This is a genomic window from Nitrospirota bacterium (assembly GCA_004296885.1).
Taxonomy (GTDB): domain Bacteria; phylum Nitrospirota; class Nitrospiria; order Nitrospirales; family Nitrospiraceae; genus SYGV01.
Genome location: SCVN01000015.1, coordinates 326,451 through 352,075 on the forward strand (window position 1 = coordinate 326,451; position 25,625 = coordinate 352,075).

The 25,625-nt window shown below is 62.5% G+C and carries 18 protein-coding genes; 3 read left to right on the forward strand and 15 right to left on the reverse strand.

The features are described 5' to 3' along the window. Nucleotides 1–22: 22 nt before the first annotated feature. Genes EPO61_08775 through EPO61_08805 form a run of 7 tightly spaced genes read right to left on the reverse strand, consistent with a single transcriptional unit; the run spans nucleotide 23 to nucleotide 4,595 of the window. Nucleotides 23–400: a YraN family protein gene (locus EPO61_08775; GenBank protein ID TAJ09018.1), complete on the reverse strand. Its 378-nt coding sequence runs from the start codon at nucleotides 398–400 to the stop codon at nucleotides 23–25. 8 nt (nucleotides 401–408) lie between these two features. Beyond that, nucleotides 409–1,068, reverse strand: coding sequence for a ribonuclease HII (locus EPO61_08780; protein TAJ08980.1), 660 nt, complete (start codon nucleotides 1,066–1,068; stop codon nucleotides 409–411). A 55-nt stretch (nucleotides 1,069–1,123) separates the two neighbouring features. Continuing rightward, on the reverse strand, nucleotides 1,124–1,564 hold the full coding sequence (locus tag EPO61_08785) for a 50S ribosomal protein L19 (GenBank protein ID TAJ08981.1): 441 nt from the start codon (nucleotides 1,562–1,564) through the stop codon (nucleotides 1,124–1,126). Continuing rightward, complete coding sequence (trmD, locus tag EPO61_08790) at nucleotides 1,561–2,337, reverse strand: tRNA (guanosine(37)-N1)-methyltransferase TrmD (protein ID TAJ09019.1); 777 nt, start codon at nucleotides 2,335–2,337, stop codon at nucleotides 1,561–1,563. Before trmD ends, EPO61_08785 begins: the two co-directional genes overlap by 4 nt. A 2-nt stretch (nucleotides 2,338–2,339) precedes the next feature. Continuing rightward, entirely contained in the window at nucleotides 2,340–2,906 is a 567-nt protein-coding gene (gene rimM, locus EPO61_08795; protein ID TAJ08982.1) for a 16S rRNA processing protein RimM, read from the reverse strand. A gap of 10 nt (nucleotides 2,907–2,916) precedes the next feature. Continuing rightward, nucleotides 2,917–3,198 carry a 30S ribosomal protein S16 gene (rpsP, locus tag EPO61_08800; protein ID TAJ08983.1) on the reverse strand — a complete coding sequence of 94 codons (282 nt, stop codon included), beginning with the start codon at nucleotides 3,196–3,198 and terminating at the stop codon, nucleotides 2,917–2,919. A gap of 50 nt (nucleotides 3,199–3,248) precedes the next feature. Further along, nucleotides 3,249–4,595, reverse strand: a complete 1,347-nt coding sequence (locus EPO61_08805) for a signal recognition particle protein (GenBank protein ID TAJ08984.1) — start codon at nucleotides 4,593–4,595, stop codon at nucleotides 3,249–3,251. A gap of 240 nt (nucleotides 4,596–4,835) precedes the next feature. Here EPO61_08805 and EPO61_08810 point away from each other — a divergent pair, with 240 nt between their 5' ends. Together EPO61_08810 and EPO61_08815 are read left to right on the forward strand one after the other, a co-directional pair. After that, nucleotides 4,836–5,234 (forward strand): PilZ domain-containing protein, encoded by a 399-nt coding sequence (locus tag EPO61_08810; protein ID TAJ08985.1) that lies wholly within the window; start codon nucleotides 4,836–4,838, stop codon nucleotides 5,232–5,234. Nucleotides 5,235–5,351: 117 nt separating this feature from the next. Beyond that, nucleotides 5,352–5,609 carry a DUF4321 domain-containing protein gene (locus tag EPO61_08815; protein TAJ08986.1) on the forward strand — a complete coding sequence of 86 codons (258 nt, stop codon included), beginning with the start codon at nucleotides 5,352–5,354 and terminating at the stop codon, nucleotides 5,607–5,609. A 90-nt stretch (nucleotides 5,610–5,699) separates the two neighbouring features. Here EPO61_08815 and uvrB read toward each other — a convergent pair whose 3' ends face one another. From uvrB to EPO61_08845, 6 genes are all read right to left on the reverse strand, one after another. Next, entirely contained in the window at nucleotides 5,700–7,694 is a 1,995-nt protein-coding gene (gene uvrB / locus EPO61_08820; protein TAJ08987.1) for an excinuclease ABC subunit UvrB, read from the reverse strand. A gap of 92 nt (nucleotides 7,695–7,786) precedes the next feature. Then, nucleotides 7,787–8,065: an STAS domain-containing protein gene (locus EPO61_08825; GenBank protein TAJ08988.1), complete on the reverse strand. Its 279-nt coding sequence runs from the start codon at nucleotides 8,063–8,065 to the stop codon at nucleotides 7,787–7,789. Nucleotides 8,066–8,301: 236 nt separating this feature from the next. Continuing rightward, nucleotides 8,302–9,075 (reverse strand): hypothetical protein, encoded by a 774-nt coding sequence (locus EPO61_08830; GenBank protein ID TAJ08989.1) that lies wholly within the window; start codon nucleotides 9,073–9,075, stop codon nucleotides 8,302–8,304. A 103-nt stretch (nucleotides 9,076–9,178) separates the two neighbouring features. Next, the gene (locus tag EPO61_08835) at nucleotides 9,179–10,222 is read right to left on the reverse strand and encodes a potassium channel protein (protein ID TAJ08990.1); all 1,044 of its coding nucleotides are present in this window, start codon (nucleotides 10,220–10,222) and stop codon (nucleotides 9,179–9,181) included. 86 nt (nucleotides 10,223–10,308) lie between these two features. Further along, nucleotides 10,309–11,730 (reverse strand): HlyD family type I secretion periplasmic adaptor subunit, encoded by a 1,422-nt coding sequence (locus EPO61_08840; protein TAJ08991.1) that lies wholly within the window; start codon nucleotides 11,728–11,730, stop codon nucleotides 10,309–10,311. After that, nucleotides 11,717–13,879 (reverse strand): type I secretion system permease/ATPase, encoded by a 2,163-nt coding sequence (locus EPO61_08845; GenBank protein TAJ08992.1) that lies wholly within the window; start codon nucleotides 13,877–13,879, stop codon nucleotides 11,717–11,719. The genes EPO61_08840 and EPO61_08845 overlap by 14 nt, the downstream gene beginning before the upstream one ends. Nucleotides 13,880–13,958: 79 nt before the next feature. Between EPO61_08845 and EPO61_08850 the strand changes: the two genes are divergently transcribed. After that, nucleotides 13,959–15,827, forward strand: a complete 1,869-nt coding sequence (locus EPO61_08850) for a transglutaminase family protein (protein ID TAJ08993.1) — start codon at nucleotides 13,959–13,961, stop codon at nucleotides 15,825–15,827. A 35-nt stretch (nucleotides 15,828–15,862) separates the two neighbouring features. Here EPO61_08850 and EPO61_08855 read toward each other — a convergent pair whose 3' ends face one another. Then, a complete protein-coding gene (locus EPO61_08855) occupies nucleotides 15,863–22,387 on the reverse strand; it encodes a hypothetical protein (GenBank protein TAJ08994.1) in 6,525 nt (2,174 codons plus the stop codon). A gap of 597 nt (nucleotides 22,388–22,984) precedes the next feature. After that, on the reverse strand, nucleotides 22,985–25,625 hold a 2,641-nt coding region (locus EPO61_08860; protein TAJ08995.1), incomplete at its 5' end, for a proprotein convertase P.

The window sequence follows — 25,625 nt, forward strand, 5'->3', positions numbered from 1 at the left end:
GTGCCGTCTTGGTAGGTGCCGGCTATCCCCGCAACACATGCGCCGGCACCTCAAAGGCATTCTGAATATGCTCCAACTGACCGGGCCGATCCTGGCCGCCCCGGCACACCACCACGTCAAACCGGCAAACCGGGGCGACCAGACGGTGTTGCGCCAGGTACTGGGAGGCCAGTTTGATAAGCTTGGCCCGTTTCCGTCCATCCACCGCATGGACCGCGCCGCCCATGGCATCCGTTTGCCGTGCCTTGACCTCCACGAACACGAGCACCTCGCCATCCTTGGCGACCAAATCCAGTTCGCCCACGGACGAGCGGACATTGCGGCCCAGAATTTTGTAGCCCTTTCGGCGTAACAAGGTTTCGGCATCCGATTCGGCTCGACGGCCGAACAGCTGCCGCAGGTCCGCGCTCACCGGCCCACCCCAAGACCTCCGACACCCCCGGACAGGACGGCGAGCTCCGACACCGGCCGGAAACTCCGACGGTGGATGTCACAGGGACCATGCTCAGCCAGCAACCGCAGATGCTCAGGGGTCGGATAGCCCTTGTGCACCTGGAAATTGTAGCGAGGGAAGCGCCGGTGGTAGTCCAGCATCACACGGTCTCGCGTGACCTTGGCGATGATGGAAGCCGCCGCGATGGAAACGGAAAGGCTGTCGCCTTTGATGATGGGACGCTGCGGCACGGACAGTCCCGGGAGGGCCAACGCATCGGTAAGCAGAAAATCGGGCCGGAGGGAGAGGGCCTGGATCGCCCGGCACATCGCCAGCCGGGTCGCTTCCAGGATATTCAAACGATCGATCTCCTGCGCGCTGGCCTGCCCCACGCCCAACGCCAGGGCCCGCGCGGTGATCTCCTCGTAGAGCCGCTCCCGTTCGTTTTCAGCCACCTGTTTGGAGTCGTTGAGCCCCCGGAGAACGCACCGGCGAGGCAGAATCACCGCGGCGGCCACGACCGGCCCGGCCAAAGGTCCTCGGCCCGCTTCATCCGCACCCGCCACCAGACGGTACCCGCAACGCCAAGCTTCCGTCTCAAAGCAGTCGGTTGGCTCCACGCAGGCCCCCGTCACATGGCCACGCGTCCGACGGCGCGGGCGCGCCCATGGCAGAACGATCGAAAAGCGGTCAGGCCTTGCCGGCGGACGCAGCCTCGCCCGACGTTGGATCTGCCCCCGCTACCTTGGTGGCCGCCGCGGCGGCGGCCTGCGCCCTGGACTCCGGCGAGAACTCGCGCTCGCCGACCTTCGCCGTCTTGCCCTTCCGGCCCCGCAGGTAGTAGAGCTTTGCCCGGCGCACCTTACCCTGGCGAACCACGTCCACCTTGGTCACGATCGGCGAGTGCACCGGGAAAATCCGCTCGACGCCCACGCCGTAAGAAATCTTGCGCACGGTGAAGGTCTCGCTGTTGCGCCCACCTTTCCGGCTGATCACCGTGCCTTCAAACACCTGGATACGCTCTTTCTCGCCCTCCACGACCTTGACATGGACCCGGACCGTGTCCCCGATTTCGAACGCCGGCACCGTTTTCTTGGTCAGCGATCGTTGGATTTGCTCCAACCGATTCATGATAGTCTCCCTCCTCCTGAAACATCACAGACATTCGCCCGTTCCTGCATCACTTCATCCAACAACCGTCGATCTTCGTCGCTCAGCAACCGGTCCCGCAACAAATCCGGGCGCTTGCGCCAGGTATTGCGCAGGGCCTCCTTCCGCCGCCAACGGCGGACCGCCTCATGATTGCCCGACACCAGCACATCCGGCACCGCCAGTCCCCGTACCTCGGCCGGGCGCGTGTACTGGGGAAAATCCAGCAGGGAGTCGGAAAAGGACTCGGCCAGCGCCGACTCCGGATGCCCCAGCACCCCGGGGATCAACCGCACCACCGCATCAACCACGACGAGGGCCGGCAGTTCCCCGCCGGTCAGAACGTAATCGCCGATCGAGATATCCTCCGGTTCCAGCCCTTCCCGCACCCGCTCATCGATGCCCTCGTAATGGCCGCAGACGAACACCAGCCGGCGCCGCTCCGCGGACAATTCTTCCGCCACCCGTTGGGTGAACGGCCGGCCCTGCGGGGACGGCATCAACAGCCGCATGTCCGCCCCATAGTCCGCGCGCAACGCGTCCACCGCGCGGAAGATCGGCTCCGCCTTCATCACCATCCCGGCCCCGCCGCCGTAGGGCGCGTCATCCGCCACCTGGTGTCGGTCCAAGGTGTAGTCCCGCAGATTGAGGACGCGCGCCTCCAAGAAACCCTTGTCCTGGGCCCGCTTGAGCATGCTCTGTCCCAAGACCGGCAACACCAGATCCGGGAACAGCGTCACGATGTCGCAGCGCAAGGTCATACGTCCAACAATTCCTCAATGCCCCGCACTGTCATGGTCCGCCTCGCCAGATCCACCGAGACGACGACGCTCCGAGTCGCGGGAATCAACACTTCTTTACCCTCCCGGCGGACTGCAAACACAGGATGGCCGCCGGTCGCCATAATCTCTTCCAGTGTGCCCACGAGCTGCCCGGCCTCATCCCGGACCGTCACGCCGATCAGATCGCATTCGTAGTACTGTCCGTCTGGCAAGGGCGGCGCTTGGTCGCGCGCGATCTGAATCAGGCCGCCGCGAAACACCGCCGCCTCTTCCGGGGTCGAGAAGACATCGAACCCGACCACGAACCCGCCACATTCCTCGCGAAGCCTGGTGACCAATGCCGAAACCGTCCGGCCGGAGGGCGCCACCAGCATCACCTGTTTCAAGCCCTGGATCCGTCCGGGTACGTCGCTGAGCGACAGGACCCGCACGTCACCCCGCACCCCGAATGGTTTCACGATTTTCCCGACCGCGACCCAGTCTGTTGCAACGGTCGTTGCGTCGGCCGTCGCCTCGGTGGATGACGCTTCAGGCTTGCCCATCGCTTGTACCTTATGAAGCCGGTTTGGCCTTGCGCGATTCTTCGAATTGCTTCCAGATACCCGACCGGCGCAACACGGTCCGAACCGTCACGGAAGGCTGCGCGCCCTTCTTCAGCCAGTCCAGCACGCGCTCCTGCTTGAGCTGGATCACCGGCGGATTCTTCAACGTGTCATAGGTGCCCAGCACTTCCAGATACTTCCCATCGCGGGGCTTGCGGGAATCCGCCGCCACCACGCGATAGAACGGGAGTTTGTGCCGACCCGCCCGCGTCAACCGTAAATGAACTGCCACTGGTTCCTCCTTACGTTAAAAAGCTATCCGTTTCGAGCGATCAGTTCTTTTCAGAACGACCGCAAGGCTTGCGCCAACTGCCGCCGTCCGCCCCCGACCGTCAGGGCTTTCATCATCTTGCGTGCGGCCAAATACTGCTTGATCAACCGGTTCACATCCTGCACCGTAGCGCCGCTGCCGCGGGCGATCCGCTTCTTGCGGTTGCCGTTGATGACCGTGTGGTCGCGGCGTTCGCGCGGCGTCATGGAGTCGATCATGGCCATGACCCGCTTGATTTCCTTGTCGGGCACCCCACCCCCGGCCAGATCCTTGAGGCGCTGGCCCCCGGGCAGCATCCCCAGCAATTCCTCCATCGAACCCATGCGGTTGACCTGGGCGATCTGTGCCCGAAAATCCTCCAGCGTCAAGGTCTTGGCCGTGAGCTGCTTCTGGATCGACTCTGTCTGCTCCCGCGAATAGGTTTCCTGCGCCTTCTCGATCAACGACAGGACATCGCCCATCCCGAGAATACGAGACGCCATACGATCCGGGTGGAAGACCTCGAGCGCATCAAGCTTTTCTCCGATTCCCAGAAACTTGATCGGCTTGCCGGTGACCGCCCGGATGGACAACACGGCCCCGCCGCGCGCATCACCCTCCACCTTCGTGAGGATCAGACCGGTCAGGCCGACGCGCCGATCGAACTGCTCGGCCATGGACACGGCATCCTGCCCGGTCATCGCATCCGCCACGAGGAGGACTTCCTGCGGCTGGACAGCCCGCTTGACCGCCTCCAGCTCGCCCATCAACTCATCGTCAATGTGCAGACGACCGCCCGTATCGAGCACAACCACATCGTAACCCTGTTCGCGCCCTCGCTCCGCTCCCTCCACGCAAATCCGCACCACATCCGTGGCCGAGGCATCAATCCGGTCTGCCCGATAAACCGGCACGCCCAGATCGGCTCCCAGACTGGCCAACTGATCGCCGGCGGCAGGGCGGCGCGGATCCGCCGCCACCAGAAGCACGCGCTTGCCCTGCTGCTTGAACAGACGCGCAAGCTTGCCGGAGGTGGTGGTCTTACCCGCTCCCTGCAGCCCGACCATCATGACGACGGTCGGCGGCTCGGAAGCCAGACGCAACCCGGCTTGGTCACGGCCCATCAGCTCGCGGAGTTCCTCCCAGACGACCTTGACCACCTGATGGCCGGGAGTCAGGCTCCGCAGGACTTCTTGCCCAATCGCCTTTTCTCGAACGCGTTCGGTGAAATCCTTGACGATCTTGAAATTGACGTCCGCTTCCAATAAAGCCAGGCGCACCTCTTTCAACGCCTCGGCGATATTGGCCTCCGTTAGGACCCCCTGTCCGCGGAGTTTTTTCAAGACCTTGTCGAGTTTTTGGCTCAGACTCTGGAACAAGACTCGCGACCTCTCAAGACAGACCTATACACTCGAAATATCTATAAAAAGAGTATCGGGTAGTCTAAACAACAGGGGGTTGATAAGTCAAGGACGTGAGGATCTGGCCGCCGGGCCAAACTCACGTTAAAAACAGCGGTAACATCCAAGGCAACCCCCGAAAACCTCAAGTTTTCCAGTGGCCGGACCGATCCTGTATCAGATAGGCCCGGGCATGCCGAAGAGGAGATCTGAAGGCCGATGTCGCACAAGCCACCCATAGATGCTTCCATAGAGCAGCGCACGTTTTTCCGCATCGACACGGTGCTGCGGCTGTCATTCTACCTCGACGGCGAACTGGCCCAACCGCTGCCCAAGCCAACTCCGGTCAATCTAAGCATGGGAGGGGCCGGGTTGTTGACGGAACGGAGCTTTGCCCCTGGAGACACCCTGGCATTGACCCTCTTTCTGCCGTCGGGACCACCAATCCAGACCCATGCCAAGGTGGTCCGGAGCGCTCTCATCACCAATCTTGAAATGGCTTCGACTTATCAGATCGGCCTCCAGTTCACCACGCTCGATAAGAGGGACCAGGAGCGCTTGAACAAATATATTTTCCATCTCCAGGTCGAACGCCGGCGCACCCGCTGCCACGTCTAACCACTCTCCCTTCGAGACACAATCCCCGCAGCCACTCCTTGACTTCCTGCGGTTATTTCGCTATCGTACCCGCAGTTTTCCTTAAGACAATCTCGGTTCTTGTCCTGACGGGGTTGCATGAAGAAATCGCCCTGGGTCTTACTGCTCTTCATCCTGCTGGGAGGTCTGCTCGGCGGGTTGTTGGGCGAGGTCTTACGGGTGATCGCTCCGCAGGGCATGATTCAAACGCTGTTCTCAAAAGCGCCCCATATCGGAATCCCCACCCTGACGGTCGACTTGTTCCTGCTGACCTTCACGGTCGGCTTCACAGTGAAGATCAATCTGTTGACCATTCTCGGAGCCTTCCTGGGCATCTACCTCTACAAGCAAGCGTAACGTAAGTCGAAAAGTCACAAAGTCTGAAAGTTATAAAGTCGAAATGCCTTGGGACATTTCAAACTTTTCGACTTGATAGACTATCGGACCTCAGACCTCTAATTCTTTAAGGCGCACCGCACGAATCCGGTCGCGCAGTTCGGCAGCCCGCTCGAACGCCAGTTCCTTGGCTGCCGCCTTCATCTCGGCTTCGAGTCGGCGGATCAGTTCCTCTGAATCCCCGCTGTAAGCGGCTTCGGGCTCGGCGGCCAACTCCAACTGCACATAATCCAGCTCCGCCATCTTGTATTCCAATGCCGGGATGCTCTTCTTCACGCTCTCCGGCGTGATGCCGTGGACCTGGTTGTAGTCAGCCTGGATACGGCGGCGGCGCCCCGTTTCCTCAATGGCCAACTTCATGGAGTCCGTCACACGATCCCCATAGAACAGCACCCGTCCCTCACTGTGCCGGGCCGCTCGGCCGGCTGTTTGAATCAACGACCGATGCGATCGCAGATAGCCTTCCTTGTCCGCGTCCAGAATCGCCACCAAACTGACTTCCGGGATATCCAACCCCTCCCGCAGCAAGTTAATGCCCACCAAGACGTCGAAGACGCCCCGCCTGAGGTCCCGTACGATCTCGGCCCGCTCCAGGGTTTTGATGTCGGAATGGAGATACCGGACCTTCACGCCCAGATCGTGATAGTACTCGGTCAGGTCTTCTGCCATCCGTTTCGTGAGGGTCGTAACCAAGACCCGGCTGCCACGCGACACCTCAGTCTTCACCTGCCCGAGCAAATCGTCCACCTGCCCGCGCGCCGGCCGCACCTCAATCTGGGGGTCCATCAGGCCGGTCGGCCGGATGATCTGCTCAACCACGGAAGCGCCGGCGTGCTCCAGTTCATAGGCGCCGGGCGTAGCCGACACATAGACGACCTGATGGATGATACGCTCGAACTCCTTAAAGGTCAGCGGCCGGTTGTCGAACGCCGAGGGCAGGCGGAACCCGTAGTCCACGAGGCTTTTCTTTCTGGACCGGTCGCCCTCGTACATCCCCTGCACTTGCGGGATCGTCGCGTGGGACTCGTCGATGATCATCAAGAAGTCCTTGGGGAAGTAATCCAGCAACGTCGGCGGAGGCTCGCCGGCCGATCGGCCGCTCAAGTGGCGAGAATAGTTCTCGATACCGTGGCAGTAGCCCATGGCCCGGATCATCTCCAGGTCAAACTTCGTTCGCTGCTCGATGCGCTGCATCTCCAGCAGTTGATCGTGGGTTTTGAACTCGGCGATGCGCGCGTCCAATTCCGTCTCGATGCCGTTCAAGGCTCGCTCGTAGCGATCCGGCGCAATTAAATAGTGGGTATTCGGATAGATCGGCACTTTCGGCAGCTTGGCCAGCGACTTACCCGTGAGCGGGTCGATTTCGTGTATCGCATCCACGGTATCGCCGAACAGCTCGATGCGCACCGAGTGGGCATCGGAGGCGGCGGGAAAGACTTCGATGACATCGCCGCGGGCTCGGAAGGTCCCGCGGTGAAAGTCCGTATCGTTGCGGGCATACTGAATCTCCACCAGCTTGGCCAGAATTTGCTCGCGCCGGATCTCCATCCCTTCTTCGAGATAGAGCAGCATGTTGTGGTAGACCTCCGGCGAGCCAAGACCATAGATGCAGGAGACGGAGGAGACGATCAGCACGTCGTTCCGCTCCAAGAGCGAGCGGGTGGCGGAATGCCGCATCTGGTCGATCGCGTCGTTGATCGACGCGTCTTTCGCAATGTAGGTGTCGGTCTGGGGGAGATAGGCTTCCGGCTGGTAGTAGTCGTAGTAGCTGACGAAGTACTCGACCGCATTGCGCGGGAAAAAGGCCTTGAACTCCTGGTAGAGCTGCCCGGCCAGGGTCTTGTTGTGCACCAGAACCAGCGTGGGCTTCTGGACCTGCTCGACCAGGTTGGCCATCGTAAAGGTCTTGCCGGAACCGGTCACCCCCAACAACACCTGGTGGCGCTGGCCGGACCGCACGCCGACTGCCAGCTTTTCGATGGCCTGTCTTTGATCCCCGCAAGGCCTGAACGGGGCTTCCAGAACAAATTGCTTGTCGGTGGACATGGTTACTCTCCGGCCTTGCTCAAGGCCTGGCCGATTTCCTCCAGTACGGACCGCGACTCAGGGGTCGCCCTCCCGCCCGCCTCCAGGTCGGCCTAGGCAGACAGGTCCAAGAGGTGTTGGACCCGTTCCGCCAGACCCCGGACTGCAAACTCCCCGCCGATATCCGTCTGGTGGCGGCGCAGGGCCAGCAGAAGGGCGCCCCCTGCGCCATCGCAATAGGTCACTTGCGGGGCACCCACGAGCAATCGGGAGGGCTTGGTCTCTTGCAGGTGACGCAGAGTCTCCCGCCAGATCTCGCCGGTACCGTCCACATACAGCCGATCTGCCAGCGAGAGAGTCTGCGCTCCATCGCTCGCCGCCTCGGCGCTCATCGTGGCTGCACTCGCCTGTTTAGCATGGCCGTCATCTTACCACAGAACGCTCCTTGACAGTACGTAGGGAACGCCCGCAAGTCCCCATACTTCCAGGGCGAATACCGCGCACCACCGCTCCAGGACAGGTATGGGGGATGACCGCTACGACACGGCTCCCGCCCAGTCGACGGTTTTCAGACCCGACCTCGACAGGGCCTTTAAGGCGATGTGTGACCGTTTGTTGTCCGACCGGCTCAGTAGGCCGCTGGTTTCGAGAGGGGTTTCTGCGAGTAGAGTTGGATGGCGTGGAAGTTGTCGAACCCGATGGCGGCGTCGCCTCTGGTCACCAGCCCGATCTGCCCCCCGAACTGGGCCTTGTCCCAGGTGGAGTAGATGATCTTGCCGTCGAAGGCCACCTCGATCAGGTCCTTGCTGAGGATCGTATTATGGAGGACCCGCAAGAGGTGCCAGGGGCCGGCTTTTGGCTTGACCGATTCGTGCGTGATCACCGTGACCTGCCCGTCGACGACGCGTATGAGGTCCAGGCTGTTCGTAGCCAGATCCGCAATGGCGGCATAGAAGTTGCGGGCATCCTTGGCCCGGAAGATGACTCCGCCGCCCCCGGCCGCCTGGGGCTTATTCCCGGCGGGACGGAGTCGCACGGACAGATCCACGTAGTCGTAGATTACTCCGTCTGCCAGCAGGATCTGCAGGCTCTCTTTGTTCGGACCCGCCTGGCCTTGGGTCAGGCGATGCGGCGCGGTCGGGGCCTGGGCATCCGGCTCGATGCTCCATTGCCCAGCCGGCCCTTCGCCCGTCGTGCCAGCCGAGAACCCGGCCGGCGGTTGTCCCGGCTTTTCTCCGTCGAAATTCCAGAGGTGCCGCCGGTCTAATTCGGGCTGGATGGCATCATTGGCATTGCTCCCCCCTTGCGCCTGGACCGGCGCCGGCCCCGCACTCGACATGAGGCACCATCCCAGCAGGAGTCCCGTCAGGAGGCCATACCGCTTCACGTTCATAATCCTCATAAGCAGCCGCCGTCGATTCGCAGACACGATCAATGATCGTGTCTGTCGTTCACTTTTGCCACGCCGGCGCACGCTCCGTCAAGCCCTCGCCTGACGACTCCTTCTAGGCTTGCACGATCCCGTTCCCTGCCTCCTTTAATCTGGCTACGGCATCCGTCTCGCCCAGCACCACCAAGGTGCAACCCGGCCTCAACAGAGCGTCCGACGGAGGCACATAAAGAAACTTATCGGCTCCCGGCTCCTTCAGTGCCATCACCAACACGTTGGAATTGGCGATGATGCGCTCCACCAGTTTCGTGCCGGCCAACGTGCTACCGGGTTGCACTTGGACTTCCTCCACGCGCATGGCCTTATCCATGTCGCGCAGCATCAAATCCAGAAAGCTGACCACGGTGGGGCGGACCATCTCGCTGACCAGCCGCATCCCGCCGATGAACTGCGGCGACACGACGGCGTCGGCCCCGGCGCTTTTGATGCGATGGGACAGTTTGACATCGTGCGCCTGGGCCACAATCCGGATCTTGGGGTTGAGCTGCCGACAGGTCATAGCCAGCACCAGGTTGTCCCGGTCGTTGGGCAGGGCGCACAGGACGCCGGCGGCGACTGTGATCCCGGCCTGCGCCAACACCGCTTCGTCGGTCGCGTCCCCCACGACGTAGGGAAACGGCTGTTTGGCCGCCAGTTTTTTGACCTGCGCTTCATCCGTATCCACGGCCACGAACGGCCGCTTCGTCGCCAACAATTCCTCAATCACATAACGCCCCACATCCCCCGCGCCACACACCAGGCAATGGTCCCGCAAGGCCGCGATACTCTTCTCCATCTTGCGCCTCTCTATGATCTCTTTCAGATCGCCCTCGACGACGAAGGCCGTCATTTGGCTCAACGCATAACCCATAGTGCCCAGGCCGATCACGATCACGAGCATCGTGTAAATCCGGTCCGCCGCCGTGGTGACCGGCACCAACTCCCCGTAGCCCACAGTAAAGGTCGAGACCACCGTCATGTAGAGACATTGCAGGTAGGTGATCTCTGATCCGTCCTGATTCGTGCGGCCCTGGTTGATCATCCAGTAGCCGCCCGCCAGCGCGAGATTCACGCCGGCGATCAACACGAAGGCAATGATGAGGCGACGGTAGCGGGCCATCGGTCTATGCGAGGCTCCGGGTCATACGGTCCCGTCAGAGAGGACGGCAGAGTCTAGCCGGGCATGAGGGGAAAATCCAGCGACGATCACCGTTCGCGGGCGGATTCCTTCAGAGACTTCAGCAACGGGCTCAGGATGAACTCGATCAGACGCCGCTGGCCGGTCTGGATATCCACGGTGACGGCCATCCCGGGCGAGAGCGTCACCACCTTGTCGCCGAGATCGATGGTCGAACGCTCCATGCTTACCCGAGCCGCATACACCAGGCCGACCTTCTCCTGTTCAATCGCGTCGTCGGAGACCGTCAACACCTTGCCGGGAATCGCGCCGTAGATGGTAAAGGGAAAGGTTTCAATCTTGACTTCGACCGGCTGCCCCTCTTTGACGAACCCAATGTCCTTGTTCTCGACCATGGCTTCCACTTCCAGTTGGTGCTCCCTGGGCACCACAAGCATCAACTGTTGCGCGGGCGTCACCACCCCACCGATCGTATGGACAGCGAGCTGCTGGACGACGCCATCGATCGGCGCGATCAGCCGCTGCTGGCCGGTCTTCTGGCCGGCTTTCACCGCTTCCTGGGCCAGCGAGGAGGCTTTAGTTTCGTTGGCGGCCAATTCGGCCATCCGACCCTGCTGGATATCCGACTTCATCCGATCGTAGTTCCGCTCCGCCTCAGCGAGCGCCGCCTGGTCCTGATTCAGCCTCTTCTTCTGGCTTTCCAGGTTCTGCACCGCTTCGACCCGGGCTTGCTCCGCGTCCAGATATTGCAACTCCGCCACATACTGGTCCTTGAGCAGCTTCCTATAGGCTTCGGCTTTTTGCGTGAGCATCGGCAGCGTGGTTTGAAGTTTCGTGATCTCGCTCTTGGTGCCGTCAATTGCCGCCTTGCGCTGCTCGACCTGCTGCTGCACGGCTCCCAGCCTGGCCCGCTGCTCGGCCAACTGATCGTGCAGGAGCTGAAGTTGGAGTTCCACATAGTGGGGATCCGAACCGGGCGGCACTTCGATCGTGTCTTTCCACGCAAGCAGGGCGCGCAAACGCGCGCTCTCCATTTTGGCGGCGCGGTACTCGTTGGCGGTCTTCTCCTCGTCCGCCGCATTCATCGTCGAATCCAGGTCGATCAGGACGTCGCCGGCCTTCACTTCTTGCCCGTCCCGGACGTGGATCGCGGAGATGACGCCGCTCTCCAGCGGTTGGATCACTTTCGAATAGCCGCTCGGGATGATCTTGCCCTGCGCGACCGACACGATGTCCATCGTCCCGACCGTCGCCCACACGACCGCCGATACGAAGAGCCCGATGATTAGCCAGGTGATCGCCCGGCCGATCGGCGAGGGCGGGGACTCCTGGATTTCCAACACAGCAGGCAGGAACTCCGCTTCCCTGGCGCTCAGCGCGAGGCTCTTGGCTTCTTTCTGCTGCTCCAGCCAGGCCCCGCGCCAGACATCCAAGTGCCGGCCAAGCGTGGCGGGCGGCCCTTTGCCGCCTTCGGATTCAGGCGATGGCATAGAGCCCTCTTTGTTGCCGGTAGAGGCGGGCGTAATAGCCGTTGAGCCTGAGCAGGTGCTCGTGTGTCCCCTGCTCCGTGAGTTCGCCCTTCTCGATGACAAGAATGACGTCGGCGCGTTGGACCATGTTCAGCCGATGCGCGATCATGAAGACCGTCCGCCCCTTGCAGATCTGGGCGAGGTTCTGCTGGATGATGGCCTCCGACTCATAGTCCAACGCGCTCGTGGCTTCGTCGAAGATCAGCAATCGCGGATTGGTGATCAGCGCGCGGGCGATCGCGATTCGTTGACGCTGTCCGCCGGACAAGGTGCTGCCGTGCTCCCCGATGACCGCGTCATAGCCTTGCGGGAGCTCCATGATGAAGTCGTGCGCCCCGGCCAGTTTGGCGGCCTGCATGACCCGGTCCATCGAAAAGCCCGGATCCGCCAGCGCGATATTCTCGCGGACCGTCCGGTTGAACAGGTAGTTCTCCTGCAGCACCACCCCGATCTGGCGACGGAGCCACGCCGGGTCCACCTGGGCCAGATCAATCCCGTCCACCAGCACGCGGCCCTTTCCCGGGAGGTACAAGCGCTGCACGAGTTTGGTGATCGTGCTCTTGCCGGACCCGGACGCGCCCACGATCCCGACCATCGCGCCGGCCGGCACCTCAAACGACACCTTGTGGAGCACCTCAGGCCCGTCCGCCCGGTAGCGGAACTCCACGCTGTCGAAGGTCACGGCGCCGGCGATCCGCGACAAGGTCGTCTGCCCGGGTCGATAGGAAGGCTCCGTCGGCGCGTTCAGAACATCTCCCAGCCGTTTGACCGAAATGCCCACCTGCTGAAACTCCTGCCACATCTGGGCCAGGCGCATGATGGGACTGGTGACGAGACCGGCGATCATATTGAAGGCGATCAATTGCCCCACGCTCAAGTCCCCACTCAGCACCAGCTGGGCGCCCGCCCACAAGACCGTAATAGTCGTGACCTTTTGGATAAAGACCGCCGCCTGGCCTCCGAACGTGACGAGGGTCGCGGCGCGGAAACTGGCCGTGACGTAGGCCGCCACCTGCTCCTCCCACTTGCGCTGGAAGGCCGGCTCCACCGCCATCGCCTTGACCGTCTGGATCCCCGTAACCGTTTCCACCAGGAAGGCCTGGTTCTCCGCATTGCGGTTGAACTTCTCGTTGAGCCGGGCGCGGACGGTCGGGGTCACGAGGAACTTGACGCCAGCGTACAGCGGGAACGAGCCGACCACGATCATGGTCAGGATGGGGCTGTAGACGAGCAGAAGTCCCACGAAAACCAGCGCAAAGAATAGGTCGATGACGAGCGTCACGGAGGTGCTCGTCAGGAAGTGCCGGATGGTTTCCAACTCACGGACGCGGGCGACCGTGTCCCCGACCCGGCGGGCCTCGAAATAGCTCAGGGGGAGCGTCAACACGTGCCGGAACAGCTGCGCCGCGAGTCCGACGTCGATTCGGTTGGTCGTGTGGGAGAAGAGGTACGTCCGCAAGGCTCCGAGGCTCGCGTCGAAGACCGCCATGGTCAGCATGCCGACGGCCAACACGTTGAGCGTCGTCAGGCCCTTATGGATGAGAACCTTGTCAATGAGCACCTGCGTGAAGAGCGGCGTCAGGATGGCGAAGCCCTGGAGAAAAAATGAGGCCAGAAGGACTTCGCCGAGCAGGGCCCGGTATTTGACGATGGCCGGAATGAACCAGGTGAAATCAAAATGACGATCTTTATTGCTGAGGGAGGCCCGTTTGGCTAGAAAGAGCAGGCGGCCCGTCCAAGCCGGCTCGAACTGTTCGCGGGTCTGCAGGAGAGGACGCGGGTCACGGGGATCCTGGATCAAAACCCGCTCGGCATCCGCCTTGGCGGCAACAACAAAGCGCCCATCCGCGAGCACCGCGATCGCCGGCAGGGGAAGGACGGCGAGGCGGGACCAGTCGCTGTCCATGACCCCGGACCGGAACCCGAGCTGTTTCGCCGCCTGCAGCAACTCGGTCTCCCCGAGTGGGGCGCCACCCTGGGCAAACTGATGCCGCAACTGTACGCCGTCCGCGGGGACGCCGTGAAACCGCGCCACAATCAGCAGACAGGACAGCCCTGTGTCGATCGCAGCGGAATCTGTGGGAGCTTGAGGGGTTACGTCTTCTCCCATGCGCTAGCCAGGTATGGAGTCACCGGCGCGAGGACCTCGCGCGGGGCAGGTCATTATTTCCACTGCATGCTAACGCTCTATGCCATTGAAGGTCAAGAGATTTTCAGACATTTTCGGCCTTGCCGCACTCCACTTCTGCTGGACTTTTCCCCAGCCAATCTCATATGATCGCAGGTACCGTATGCTCTCCGTAAAACTTTATAGGCCCACTGCCACACTTGGGCGTTCACTATCATTGCTCGTGGCGATGGTGCTGCCCCTTTCCGCTTCATCTTCCCTGGCGCGGACCCTCGTGCTGGACGGCGGCCTGGCTTCCACATTCCACGTCACCGATCGGGCACTGCTCGGCATGCCGACCGGGATCGAACAGTTCTCCTACTTCGTCGTGCCGCCCCCCACGATCGCCACAAAGACCTCCAAGCAAACCGTGTCGAATTACCGCTATGCGGCCCAACCCAAACCCTCGTCGGTCCAAGAGGACACCGATCCCTACGGGAACCGGACCGTGAAGCTGACTTGGCTGGCCCCTGCCGGCGAAATCCAGATTACCAGCGACTACGATGTCCGTGCCTCGGTGGATTTTGCGCCTCTGCCTATGGCCGCCCCCTACCCGCTCCCGACCAGAAGTCTGCCGCGCGACGTCGCCCAATATCTGCAGCCTTCGGAACAGGTGCAATCACAGGACCAGGAAATCCGTTCCCTGGCGGCCGAACTCGTCAAGGGCGCGACAACGGAACAGGAAGCGGTGACCAAGATTCTCTACTGGGTGGTGGACCACCTGCATTACCAACTGGAGCCGGCCGGCTACGATGCGCTGCTGACCAAGCGCGAAGGGAAAGGTAATTGCCAGAACTACTCGCACCTGTCGGCCGCCCTGCTACGCGCCGCGGGCATTCCCGCTCGCATGGTGCGGGGCCGGACGCTCGACAAGGCCTGGGAAGTGGACGAAGGCAACGGCAAACGACGCTGGACCAGCCGCTGGGCGGCGGGCCGCCATGCCTGGATCGAGATCTACCATCCGGACCAGGGCTGGCTCATGTATGACAGTCAGGCCTATCACCTCTTCGTCTCCACCCGCTTCATTCGCATGGAAGTGGGCCCGGACAACAAGGCCGTGCATACCGACGGGTTGATGTCCTGGCGCAGCCGCAGCAACGAACAGCCCAAGATTCTGGACATACGAGTGGAGGCGGAATTTTCCCAAGATCAGGACGTCGTCAAAGCCCAGCGCGTGGATGCGGCCCCGCAGAAGCTGCTCTATGCACCGAATTTGACGGGGGCCACTGTCCCGCCGCCCCCCGTACCGGTGCTTCCTCCTCCTGCCCCACCGACGCCCCCGCCGGCCGCTAAACTGAAACCGTCAGACTTCGACTTTCCGGTCGTGTTTGGAAACCTTGAATTCCCGAGCGAGATTCGACTGTTTGAGCCGGTCAAGCAAGAGGAAGGCGGCCAGTTTTCGATGGAGGGGAGCTATGTCGTCGAGACCGCCGAGTATGTGTCCGGGGATCAACTCTATGCGCAAGCGCTCGAACCGGAGCGCCCCGTCCTGGTAAAGGATTTTTCGCTGGCTCTGCATCGGTTCGGAGGAGACCAGGGTGACTTGTGGGTGGAGATTTACGACGAGGGCGGAGACGGGCCAGGGAAACTCGTCGCCAAGAGCCGCCCGGTACGGGCGTCGGCCATCCGCACCCCGCCCAACCGCTACGCATGGGTCCCCTTCTCCTTCGAGGGCACGAACACGATCTTGCCGGCCGGCCGGCACTGGATTCTCCTCCGCCAGAACGGGGACGCCATCGTGAACTGGTTTTATTTGTATGGAAAAGTCGTGAGCCCGGAGGATGGCACGAGGACCAGGCCGAAGGAGGCCAAGGGGCCGGCCTGGAATCAGATTCTGAACATCGAATTCAACTTCCGGCTGCGGGGACTGGTGTCGCTCAGGGATTCTTAAACTCGCCGCAGTCTGCCCTTGAAGTCCGGTCTGTCTTAATCGTCATCCCGCCGATAGTCCCGATCCCACGCCGCAGCCAGAATCGGGTCGAGCAAGTGCGGCATCGCCGCAGGCAACCCGCCACTGGATGGCAGCGGGGCGAAGGAGGCCATCGCCTGTCGCAGCTGATCGACGTCCTTATCCTCCAGCTTCCACCCGTCGTCGGTCCGGAACTCCTCCACATGGTTTTTCTTGCTGCTATACCAATCGGTCACGGTCAGCGAGTCGTTGGACCCGGCGCCGCCTAGGATCGAGACCACCAGGTTATTCCCGTCGCGAGCAAACCAGAGGTCGCGGAATGAGATCCCGGCACCGAACTGCACCGTGTCAGCCTGATTGTTAGACAAGCCGACCAGCTGGTCCTGGCCGTCGCCGCGGCCGAAGAGAATCGTATCCTGGCCATCGCCTGAATCCAACCGGTCGTTGCCCGCCCCGCCGGCCAACACATCTTCCCCTTGACCGCCGCCCAGGAGGTCATCGCCCGAGCCGCCGTCCAAAGAATCCCGGCCCTGTCCGCCGGAGAGCGTATCGTTGTCGTCTCCGCCGGCTAGGATATCCTCCCCCTGACCGCCATTGAGAATGTCCTCGCCGCATCCTCCGTCCAAATAATCCCGCCCCTGGCCGCCATTGAGGATATCGTCGCCGCCCTCGCCATAGACTTTGTCGCCGCCTTTGCCGGCATAGACAATATCGTTGCCGGTGCCAGCATAGATCTGGTCGTTGCCCTTCTGGGAATAAATGATGTCGTCATTCCGGCCCGTCCGAATGATATCACTCGCTTTCGTGCCATACGTGGTCAGGGTTTGGATGGTCAGGTCGGTCAGCGACGCCGTGTGTCCATCGGCGAAGGTAAACGAGTCGATGGGCGAGGTATTGCCAGCGCCCAGGGTGATATCCATCCCCTGACCGGCCGTTTCACTTCCGCAGGCGTCCAAGAACCGCAGTTGCGCGACCGTCTCGCCCGCGATCTGCGCCAGCCGGACGACGGTGTTGTCGAAGGAGATGCCCGAACCGAAGGCCACCGCATCGGTCCCCCCCGCATCCGACACCCGATCCAACCCGTCGCCCAGATTATAGGCAAACCGGTCGTCGCCCAGGCCGCCGGTCAGCTGGTCGTTGCCCGTCCCGCCGGTAAGGATATCGTTGCCTGCGCCGCCGTCGAGGCTGTCGCTCCCTGCTCCGCCGGCCAATACGTTGGCATTCGCGTCGCCGGTGAGGTTGTCGTCAAAGGCCGAACCGGTCACATTCTCGACACCGGACAGGGAATCGGCGCCGTCGGCCCCCGAGGCGATGCCGATATCGAGGTTCACGATCACGCCGCCGCCCGCGTTCTCATAGGTGGCCGTATCGATCCCGATCCCGCCATCCAGCAGATCGTTGCCGGTCCCGCCTTCCAGCAGATCATTGTCCCCCTCGCCGAACAGGCAGTCGTCGCCCCCGCCGCCCCGCAGGACATCGTCGCCGCTCCCGCCGAAAAGACAGTTGTCGTTCGCATCCCCGGTCAGCTGATCGCTGAAAGCCGATCCGGCTACATTCTCGATGCCGCTGAGCGTATCGGTGCCATCAGCACCAGAAGCCATGCCGGCGCCCAGGTTGACGGTCACGCTCCCAGCTGCATCGGCATAGAAAGCCGTATCCATTCCCGTGCCGCCGATCAGCTGGTCGTCACCCGACCCACCGGCCAGCGTATCGTTGCCCGCACCACCATCCAGGGCGTTACCGCCCGCATCGCCGGCAAGCAAGTCGTCAAAGTTGGAGCCGGTGACATTCTCGATACCGGAGAGTGTGTCGGTGCCATCCGCGCCCGTCGCAACCCCTGTGCCGAGGTTCACGGTGACCCCACCGGCCGCCGTTGCATAGGACGCGGTGTCGGTACCGGCACCGCCCAGCAGCGCATCATCGCCTGCGCCACCATCCAGCAGGTCATCTCCCGCGCCACCATCCAGCACATTGGTGTTGGCGTCACCGCTGAGGCTGTCGTCGAAATTCGCCCCCGTGACATTCTCGATGCCGCTGAGCGTATCGGCCCCGTCGGCCCCGGCCGCGGTGCCGGCCACCAAGTTGACGGTCATCCCACCGGAGGCCGCCGCATAGGAAGCCGTGTCGTTGCCCGTGCCCCCAATCAGGGTGTCGTCGCCCAGGCCGCCCGTCAGCGTGTCGTTCCCCGCGCCGCCGTCCAACACGTTCGCACTCGCATTGCCGGTCAAGCTGTCGCCAAAATCGGAGCCCGTAACATTCTCAATACCCGAGAGGGTATCGCTCCCATCGGCCCCGGTCGCGGCACCAGTGCTCAGGTCTACCGCAACGCTTCCCGTCGCTCCCGCATAGGAGGCCGCATCCGTCCCGTCACCGCCCACAAGCGTATCGTCTCCCAAACCGCCTGCGAGGAGATCGTCGCCGGCGTCTCCATCGAGCGTATCGTTGCCGCCTCCCCCCTGGAGCAGGTTGGCGTTGTCGTCGCCCGTCAATTGGTCATCAAACGACGAGCCCACCACATTTTCGACCCCGTTGAGCGTATCATCGCCGTCCGCGCCCGTGGCAATGCCAGCGCCGAGATTGACGATGACACTGCCGGCCGCGTGCTCGTAGCTTGCCGTATCGATCCCTATCCCGCCATCCAGCAGATCGTTGCCGGTCCCACCATCCAGCAGATCGTTGCCGCCCTCACCGTGCAAGCAATCGTCGCCCGCCCCGCCGATCAGCACATCGTCCCCATCTCCGCCAAAGAAACAGTTGTCATTTGCGTCGCCGATGATCAGATCGGCCAAATTGCTACAGTAGACATGTTCGATCCCAACCAACGTGTCGGTGCCGTCCGCCCCGACCGCCGTCCCGGCGCTGAGGTCCACGGTGACACCACCTGGCGCGTCGGCGTAGCTGACCGAATCCGTCCCGGCCCCGCCGTCGATGTAGTCGTCTCCCGCGCCACCCACCAACGTGTCGTCACCGGCGCCGCCGTAGAGCTGATCATTGCCCGTACCGCCGTCCAGGGTGTCGTTGCCCGCGCCGCCGTCCATGTAGTCGTTGCCATCCCCCGCATTCACGACGTCGTCACGGTCGTCATACACCAACACGTCGTTGCCCGCCGTCGGAACGTTCACGAGGTCCAAAAGCTGGGGCCTCGGCCCGTCGGTGAAGCAGACCATGGAAACGCCCAATGAACCGTGCACGCCGGTGGGATCGAAGTCGAGGATGCGCACTGCGTCCCCACCGGTCCCGACCTGAATCGTCAGGATATGATTCTGAACGTCGTTGGTGAAGGTCAGATCGTTCTGCGTGATCCCCGAGCCAAAGTAGATATGATTGCCGGCGCCAGGGGCCGGCACGTCCCGGATCGTATCCACCCCATCGCCGAGGTTGAACCAGTAGGTATCGTGGCCCGCGCCGCCGAGCAGCGTATCGTTGCCGGCCCCGCCATAGAATGAATCGTTCCCGGCTCCGCCGTCGAGCGTATCGTCTCCCGCCTGCCCGTACAACGTGTCGGCGCCATCTCCACCGGCCAATGTGTCGTTGCCCGCGCCGCCACTCAAGGTATTGCTGCCGCCATCGCCCGTGAGTTGATCGTCGAACGCCGAGCCAGTCACATTTTCGATCCCGCTGAGCGTATCGTTGCTGTCTGCCCCTGTGGCCGTACCCGCACCCAAATTCACGTTGACGCTACCCGCTGCCCCCGCGTAAGACGCCATGTCAACGCCTGCGCCGCCAATCAACGTATCGTCGCCGAGGCCGCCCGTAAGTACGTCGTTGCCCGCCCCGCCGTCCAGAACGTTGTTGCCGCTATCACCGGTGAGCTGATCGTCGAACTCGGAGCCGGTCACGTTCTCGATGCCAGACAACGTATCGCTGCCATCGGCACCCGTAGCGGTGCCAGTCGAGAGATACACAGAGACGCCGCCGCTGGCCCCCACGTAAGAAGCCGTGTCGGTGCCCGCCCCACCGACTAACGTGTCATCGCCCAGGCCGCCAATTAACGTATCGTTGCCGTCGTCGCCGAAGAGCTGGTCATTGCCCGTATTGCCATCCAGGGTGTCATTGCCGCCGCCCCCATGCACAATGTCGTTCCCAGCCAGCGCATCCACCACATCGTCGGTATTGCCGTAATTCAGCACATCGTCGCCGGGTGTCGGCGTCGGCGTGACCAGATCGGCCACATTGGCCGTTGAGCCATCGGCGAAGCCAACCGTTGTCACACCCAGGTTTCCGATCCCGATGGTCGGGTCGAAATTCAGGATGCGCACGGCATCCCCACCGGTCCCGACATTGATGGTCAACGTATGGGCTGCGGCGTCGTGCAGGAAGGTCAGATCGTTCTGCGTGATCCCTGCGCCGAAGATCAAGTGATTGCCTGCGCCGGGCACCGCCGTGTCCGTGAGGGTATCCACGCCGTCCCCGAGATTGAAGCGGTAGGTATCATCCCCGGCGCCGCCGATAAGACTGTCGTTGCCAGTTCCGCCATGCAACGTGTCGTTGCCCGCCCCACCATCGAGGATGTTGCTCCCGCTATCGCCGGTCAGGGCGTCGTTGAAGGCTGAGCCGGTGACATTCTCGATACCCGAGAGCTGGTCGGTCCCTGCTCCGCCGGTCGCTTGATTCGAAGCTGCAGATAGGTTGACGGTCACCGCGCTCGTCGCGGTTGCATAGGAGGCCGTATCCGTTCCCGCCCCTCCCTGGAGGTTGTCGTTGCCCGTCCCGCCATCGAGCAGGTCGGCCCCGGCATCCCCCGAGAGGGTGTCGTTGCCGGCTCCCCCGAGCAGTTGGTCGTTCCCGTCCCCGCCGTAGAGGGTGTCGTGCCAATTGCCGCCATCCAGCGTGTCATCGCCCCCGCCCCCGGCCAGCACATCGGCCCCGTTGTTCCCGACCAGCACGTTGGCATTCGCATCGCCGCTGATGCTATCGTCCACGTTCGACCCGATGACGTTCTCGATATTGACCAGCCGATCGGTGCCGATCTGACTGAACGCCCCGCCGCTCGACGCCGAGCCGACTCCCGACCCGTTCAACCCCACCGACACGCCAACGCTCCCGTTTCCACTGCCCTGTGCCCGGGAATAGTCCACCGTATCGATCCCGTCCCCGCCGTCCAGGTAATTGTTGATGTTGCGGGAATAGTCGCTGATGAGCGTGTCGTTGTAGGCCGAGCCGATCACATACTCGATGCTGGAGAGACTGTCTGTCCCGTCCGCCCCGGTCGCGACACCATCGTTCAAGTTCACCGTGACGCTGCCGGCCGCCCCCACATAAGAGGCCGTATCCTCCCGCACCCCGCCGATCAGGGAGTCGTTCCCCAGCCCGCCGATGAATGTCGTGTACAAGTCCCCGCCGATCAGCGTGTCGTTGCCGGCTCCCCCGTCCAACACGTCGCTGCCCCAACTGCCGCCGTAGAGCACATTGTTCCCGCCATCGCCCGTCAACCGGTCGTCGAAGGCCGAGCCCGTCACATTTTCAATCCCGCTGAGTGTATCGGTGCCGTTTGCCCCGCTTACCATGCCGGTTTGCAGATTGACCGTCACCGATCCCGTGGCACTTGCATAGGAAGCCGTGTCCACCCCGTCACCGCCCAGGAGCGTATCGCTCCCTGCCCCGCCATCCAACGTGTCGTTGCCCGCCCCCCCATCGAGCAGGTCATCGCCCGCCCCGCCGGCCAGCACGTTGGCCTGCCCATCGCCGGTCAGGGTGTCATTGAAATTCGAGCCGGTGAGATTTTCGATCCCGGTCAGCTGATCCGTGCCCGCGCCCCCCGTGGCCTGTGGCCCGACAAGGCCAAGGTTCACCGTCACGCCAGCCGTGGCATCCGCATAGCTCGCCATGTCGGTGCCGATCCCTCCATCGAGACTGTCATCACCTAGCCCGCCACTGAGTGTGTCGGTGCCATCGCCGCCCAGGAGCTGGTCATTGCCGGCGTCCCCGCTGAGGCTGTCATTGCCCGCGCCACCGTCAAGTATGTCCTCCCCGGTACCGCCACTGAGGGCATCGTTCTCGGTGCCCCCGATCAGCTGGTCGTTGCCATCCCCGCCCTGCAGCTGGTCGTTCCCGGTTCCGCCGTCGAGCGTATCGTCGCCGCCCCCCCCGGCGAGCGCATCGTTGCCCCCGCGCCCGGTCAGCACGTTGGCCCCTGCATCACCACTGAGATTGTCGTCGAAGTTCGACCCGATGACGTTCTCGATGTTGTAAAGCGTATCGTTGCCGATCCAACTTTGCGCACCGGCACTCGATGCCCCGCCCGCCCCCGCCCCGTTCAGTCCCACCGACACGCCGACGCTCCCGTTCCCGCTGGCCCGCGTCCCGGTGTAGTCCACCGTATCCACCCCGGCGCCGCCGTCGAGCACGTCGTTGCCAGCGGAAAACCATTCGGTGATACCACCGCCGTCTCCCACCAGTGTGTCATTGCCCGCACCGCCGTTGAGCTGGTCAGTACCGGGCCCGCCGGTCAGGGTATCGTTACCTTCCAGGCCATTAATCTGATCGTCACCAAATGTCCCGAGCAGATTGTCGTCGCCAGTAGTTCCGTCAATGGTCGCCATGAAGTCCTCCCCAGGGACCGATTAGCCCACGGCAAGACAGCCCGCGGCCTATACCGCGGATCGAGAGAAACTGCGAGAAATCAATGCTGTTCGAATATTGAGGTGGTAGCGGATGGGACAACTGGCACTGGTCCTTGGAGAATGGCTAGGAACCACCACGTTGCTCCCCCAGTTGAGCCGTCAGACAGGCCGAAGAATTAAGAATGCTTTTAAGGAAAAAACTGTAAGACTCTAAGGGTATCCTCCTAACGAGTCAAGAAAATAAATTGCCACTTCGAGTGTGGATTGTACCTATTCATAACAGGTAGAGACAGGATAGGAACAGCCACAAACACAATGCAACGAGCAAATTCTCAGCGTCCTCATCTCTGGGCCTGGGATTAGGCGATTGGTTGCGGTCGTTTACGGCTTTGCGGGAGGCTGAAAAGTCGTGAGCCCGGAGGATGGCACGAGGACCAGGCCGAAGGAGGCCACGGGGCCGGCCTGGAATCAAATTCTGAACATCGAATTCAACTTCCGGCTGCGGGGACTGGTGTCGCTCAGGGATTCTTAAACTCGCCGCAGTCTGCCTGCGCCGCGCCTTCCGTTCGGCCTATCTTAGTGGCTATTGCGCCCATCGTCCCAGCCCCACGCCATACCTACGGTCTGATCCAACGAGTGGGGCATCGCCACAGCCATCCCCCCGCAGGAGGGCACCGGCGTAAACGACGCCATCGCGCTCCGCAACTGTTCCACGTGATTCTCCTCCAGCGTCCACCCGTCGGCAGTCCGGAATTGGTCCACATGGTTCTTGCTGCTGGCGTACCAGCCAGTGATCGTCAAAGAATCCGACGAGCCGACACCACCCAACACCGACACCACCAGATTGTTTCCGTCGCGGGCGAACCAGAGGTCGTGGAACGAGATCCCCGCGCCGAACTGCACCGTATCGCCCTTGTTGTTGTCCAGGCCAACCAACGTATCCTGCCCATCGCCACGGCCGAAGAGGATCGTGTCCTTGCCGTCACCGGAATCCAGCACATCGTTGCCAACGCCGCCGCTGAGTGTATCATTGCCCTGCCCGCCATAGAGCGTATCGTTGCCCACTCCACCGAAGAGGGTATCGTCACCCTGGCCGCCATCCAGCAAGTCGTCACCGGCGCCGCCGTCCAAATAGTCCTTGCCTTGCCCGCCATAGAGCGTATCGTTGCCCATCCCGCCGAGGAGGGTATCGTCACCCTGGCCGCCATCCAGCAAGTCGTCGCTGGCGCCGCCGTCCAAATAGTCCTTGCCTTGCCCGCCATAGAGCGTATCGTTGCCCATCCCGCCGAGGAGGGTATCGTCACCCTGGCCGCCATCCAGCAAGTCGTCACCGGCGCCGCCGTCCAAATAGTCTCGGCCTTGCCCGCCATAGAGCGTATCGTTGCCCACTCCACCGAGGAGGGTATCGTCACCCTGGCCGCCATCCAGCAAATCATCGCCGGAGCCACCGTCCAAATAGTCTCGGCCTTGCCCGCCATAGAGCGTATCGTTCCCGTCCTCGCCAAAGAGCTGGTCATCCCCTTTATTGCCATCAATCGTGTCATTTCCCGCACCGGCATGCACAATGTCGTCTCCGGCCAAGGCATCCACCACATCATTGCCCGACCCGTAGGTCAGATTGTCGTCCCCCTTCGTCGGACCTGTCTGCGGGCTGAGCAGATCGGCGAGATTCACCGTCGTGCCATCGTTGAAATTGATCGTGGATACGCCGATCGTCCCGTTCACGCCGGTCAGGTCGAAGTTCTGCAGCACGAGCGCGTCGCCGCCGGTCCCAACATTGATCGTCAACGTGTACGCCAGGGAATCCTGGACAAAACTCAGAGAAGACCGAGTAATGCCCGCGCCGAAGGCCAAGACATTACCCTCTGTAGCACTGGCGGTATCGGTGATCGTGTCGATCCCGTCGCCCAGATTGAACAAGTACGTGTCGTTGCCGGTTCCGCCCGCGAGACTATCGTTACCAACACCACCGCCGAGGATGTCATTGCCCGCGCCGCCAACCAGCGTATCGTCGCCTGCGCCGCCATCAAGGGCATTGGCGCCCGCATCGCCGATCAAACTGTCGTTGAATGCGGATCCGGTTACGTTTTCGACGCCCGCGAGTGTATCATTGCCGTCCGCGCCAGAGGCAGTCCCCGTGCTCAGGTCCACAGAAACGGATCCTGTCGCGCCGGAATAGGAGGCCGTGTCCACGCCCGCCCCACCGATCAACGTATCGTCGCCCAGGCCGCCGGTCAGCGTGTCGTTACCCGCACCGCCGTCCAAGACGTTGGCACCGGCATCACCGATGAGACTATCGGCAAAGGCCGACCCGGTCACATTCTCGATGCCGCTGAGGGTATCCGCTCCATCGGCTCCGGCCGCCGTCCCCGCCACCAAGTTAACCGTGATTCCACTGGTGGCCGCCGCATAGGAGGCCGTGTCGGTACCCAGGCCCCCGATCAAGGTGTCGTTGCCCAGGCCACCGGCCAGCGTGTCGTTGCCCGCACCGCCGTCCAAGACGTTGGCACCGGCATCACCGATGAGACTATCGGCAAAGGCCGACCCGGTCACATTCTCGATGCCGCTGAGGGTATCCGCTCCATCGGCCCCAGCCGCCGTCCCCGCCACCAAGTTGACCGTGACACCACTGGTGGCCGCCGCATAGGAGGCTGTGTCGGTACCCAGGCCCCCGATCAAGGTGTCGTTGCCCAGGCCACCGGCCAGCGTGTCGTTGCCCGCACCACCATCCAAGACGTTCGCGCCCGCATCACCGGTCAGGCTGTCGTTGAAGCCGGAGCCGGTCACATTCTCAATGGTGTTGAGGGTATCGGTGCCGTCCGCGCCCGTGGCCGTCCCCGTGCTCAGGTCCACGGTGACCGCGCCCGTCGCCCCGGCATAAGAAGCCGTGTCAACGCCTGCACCACCTGTCAACGTGTCGTTGCCCAGGCCGCCAACCAATACATTATCTTCCGCGTCACCAGTGAGACCGTCGTCATAGATAGAGCCCGTCACATTCTCAATGCCCGAGAGCGTATCGTTCCCCTCCGCCCCGGAGACCGTCATGCCCGTACTGAGATCGACCGTCACCCCACCCAGCGCTCCGGCGTAGGTCACAGTGTCGATGCCCGCGCCGCCAATCAGAGTGTCGTTGCCCGGGCCGCCAGCCAAGATGTCATTGCCCGCGCCGCCATCGAGGACGTTATTACCCCCATCGCCCGTCAGGCTGTCGTTGAAG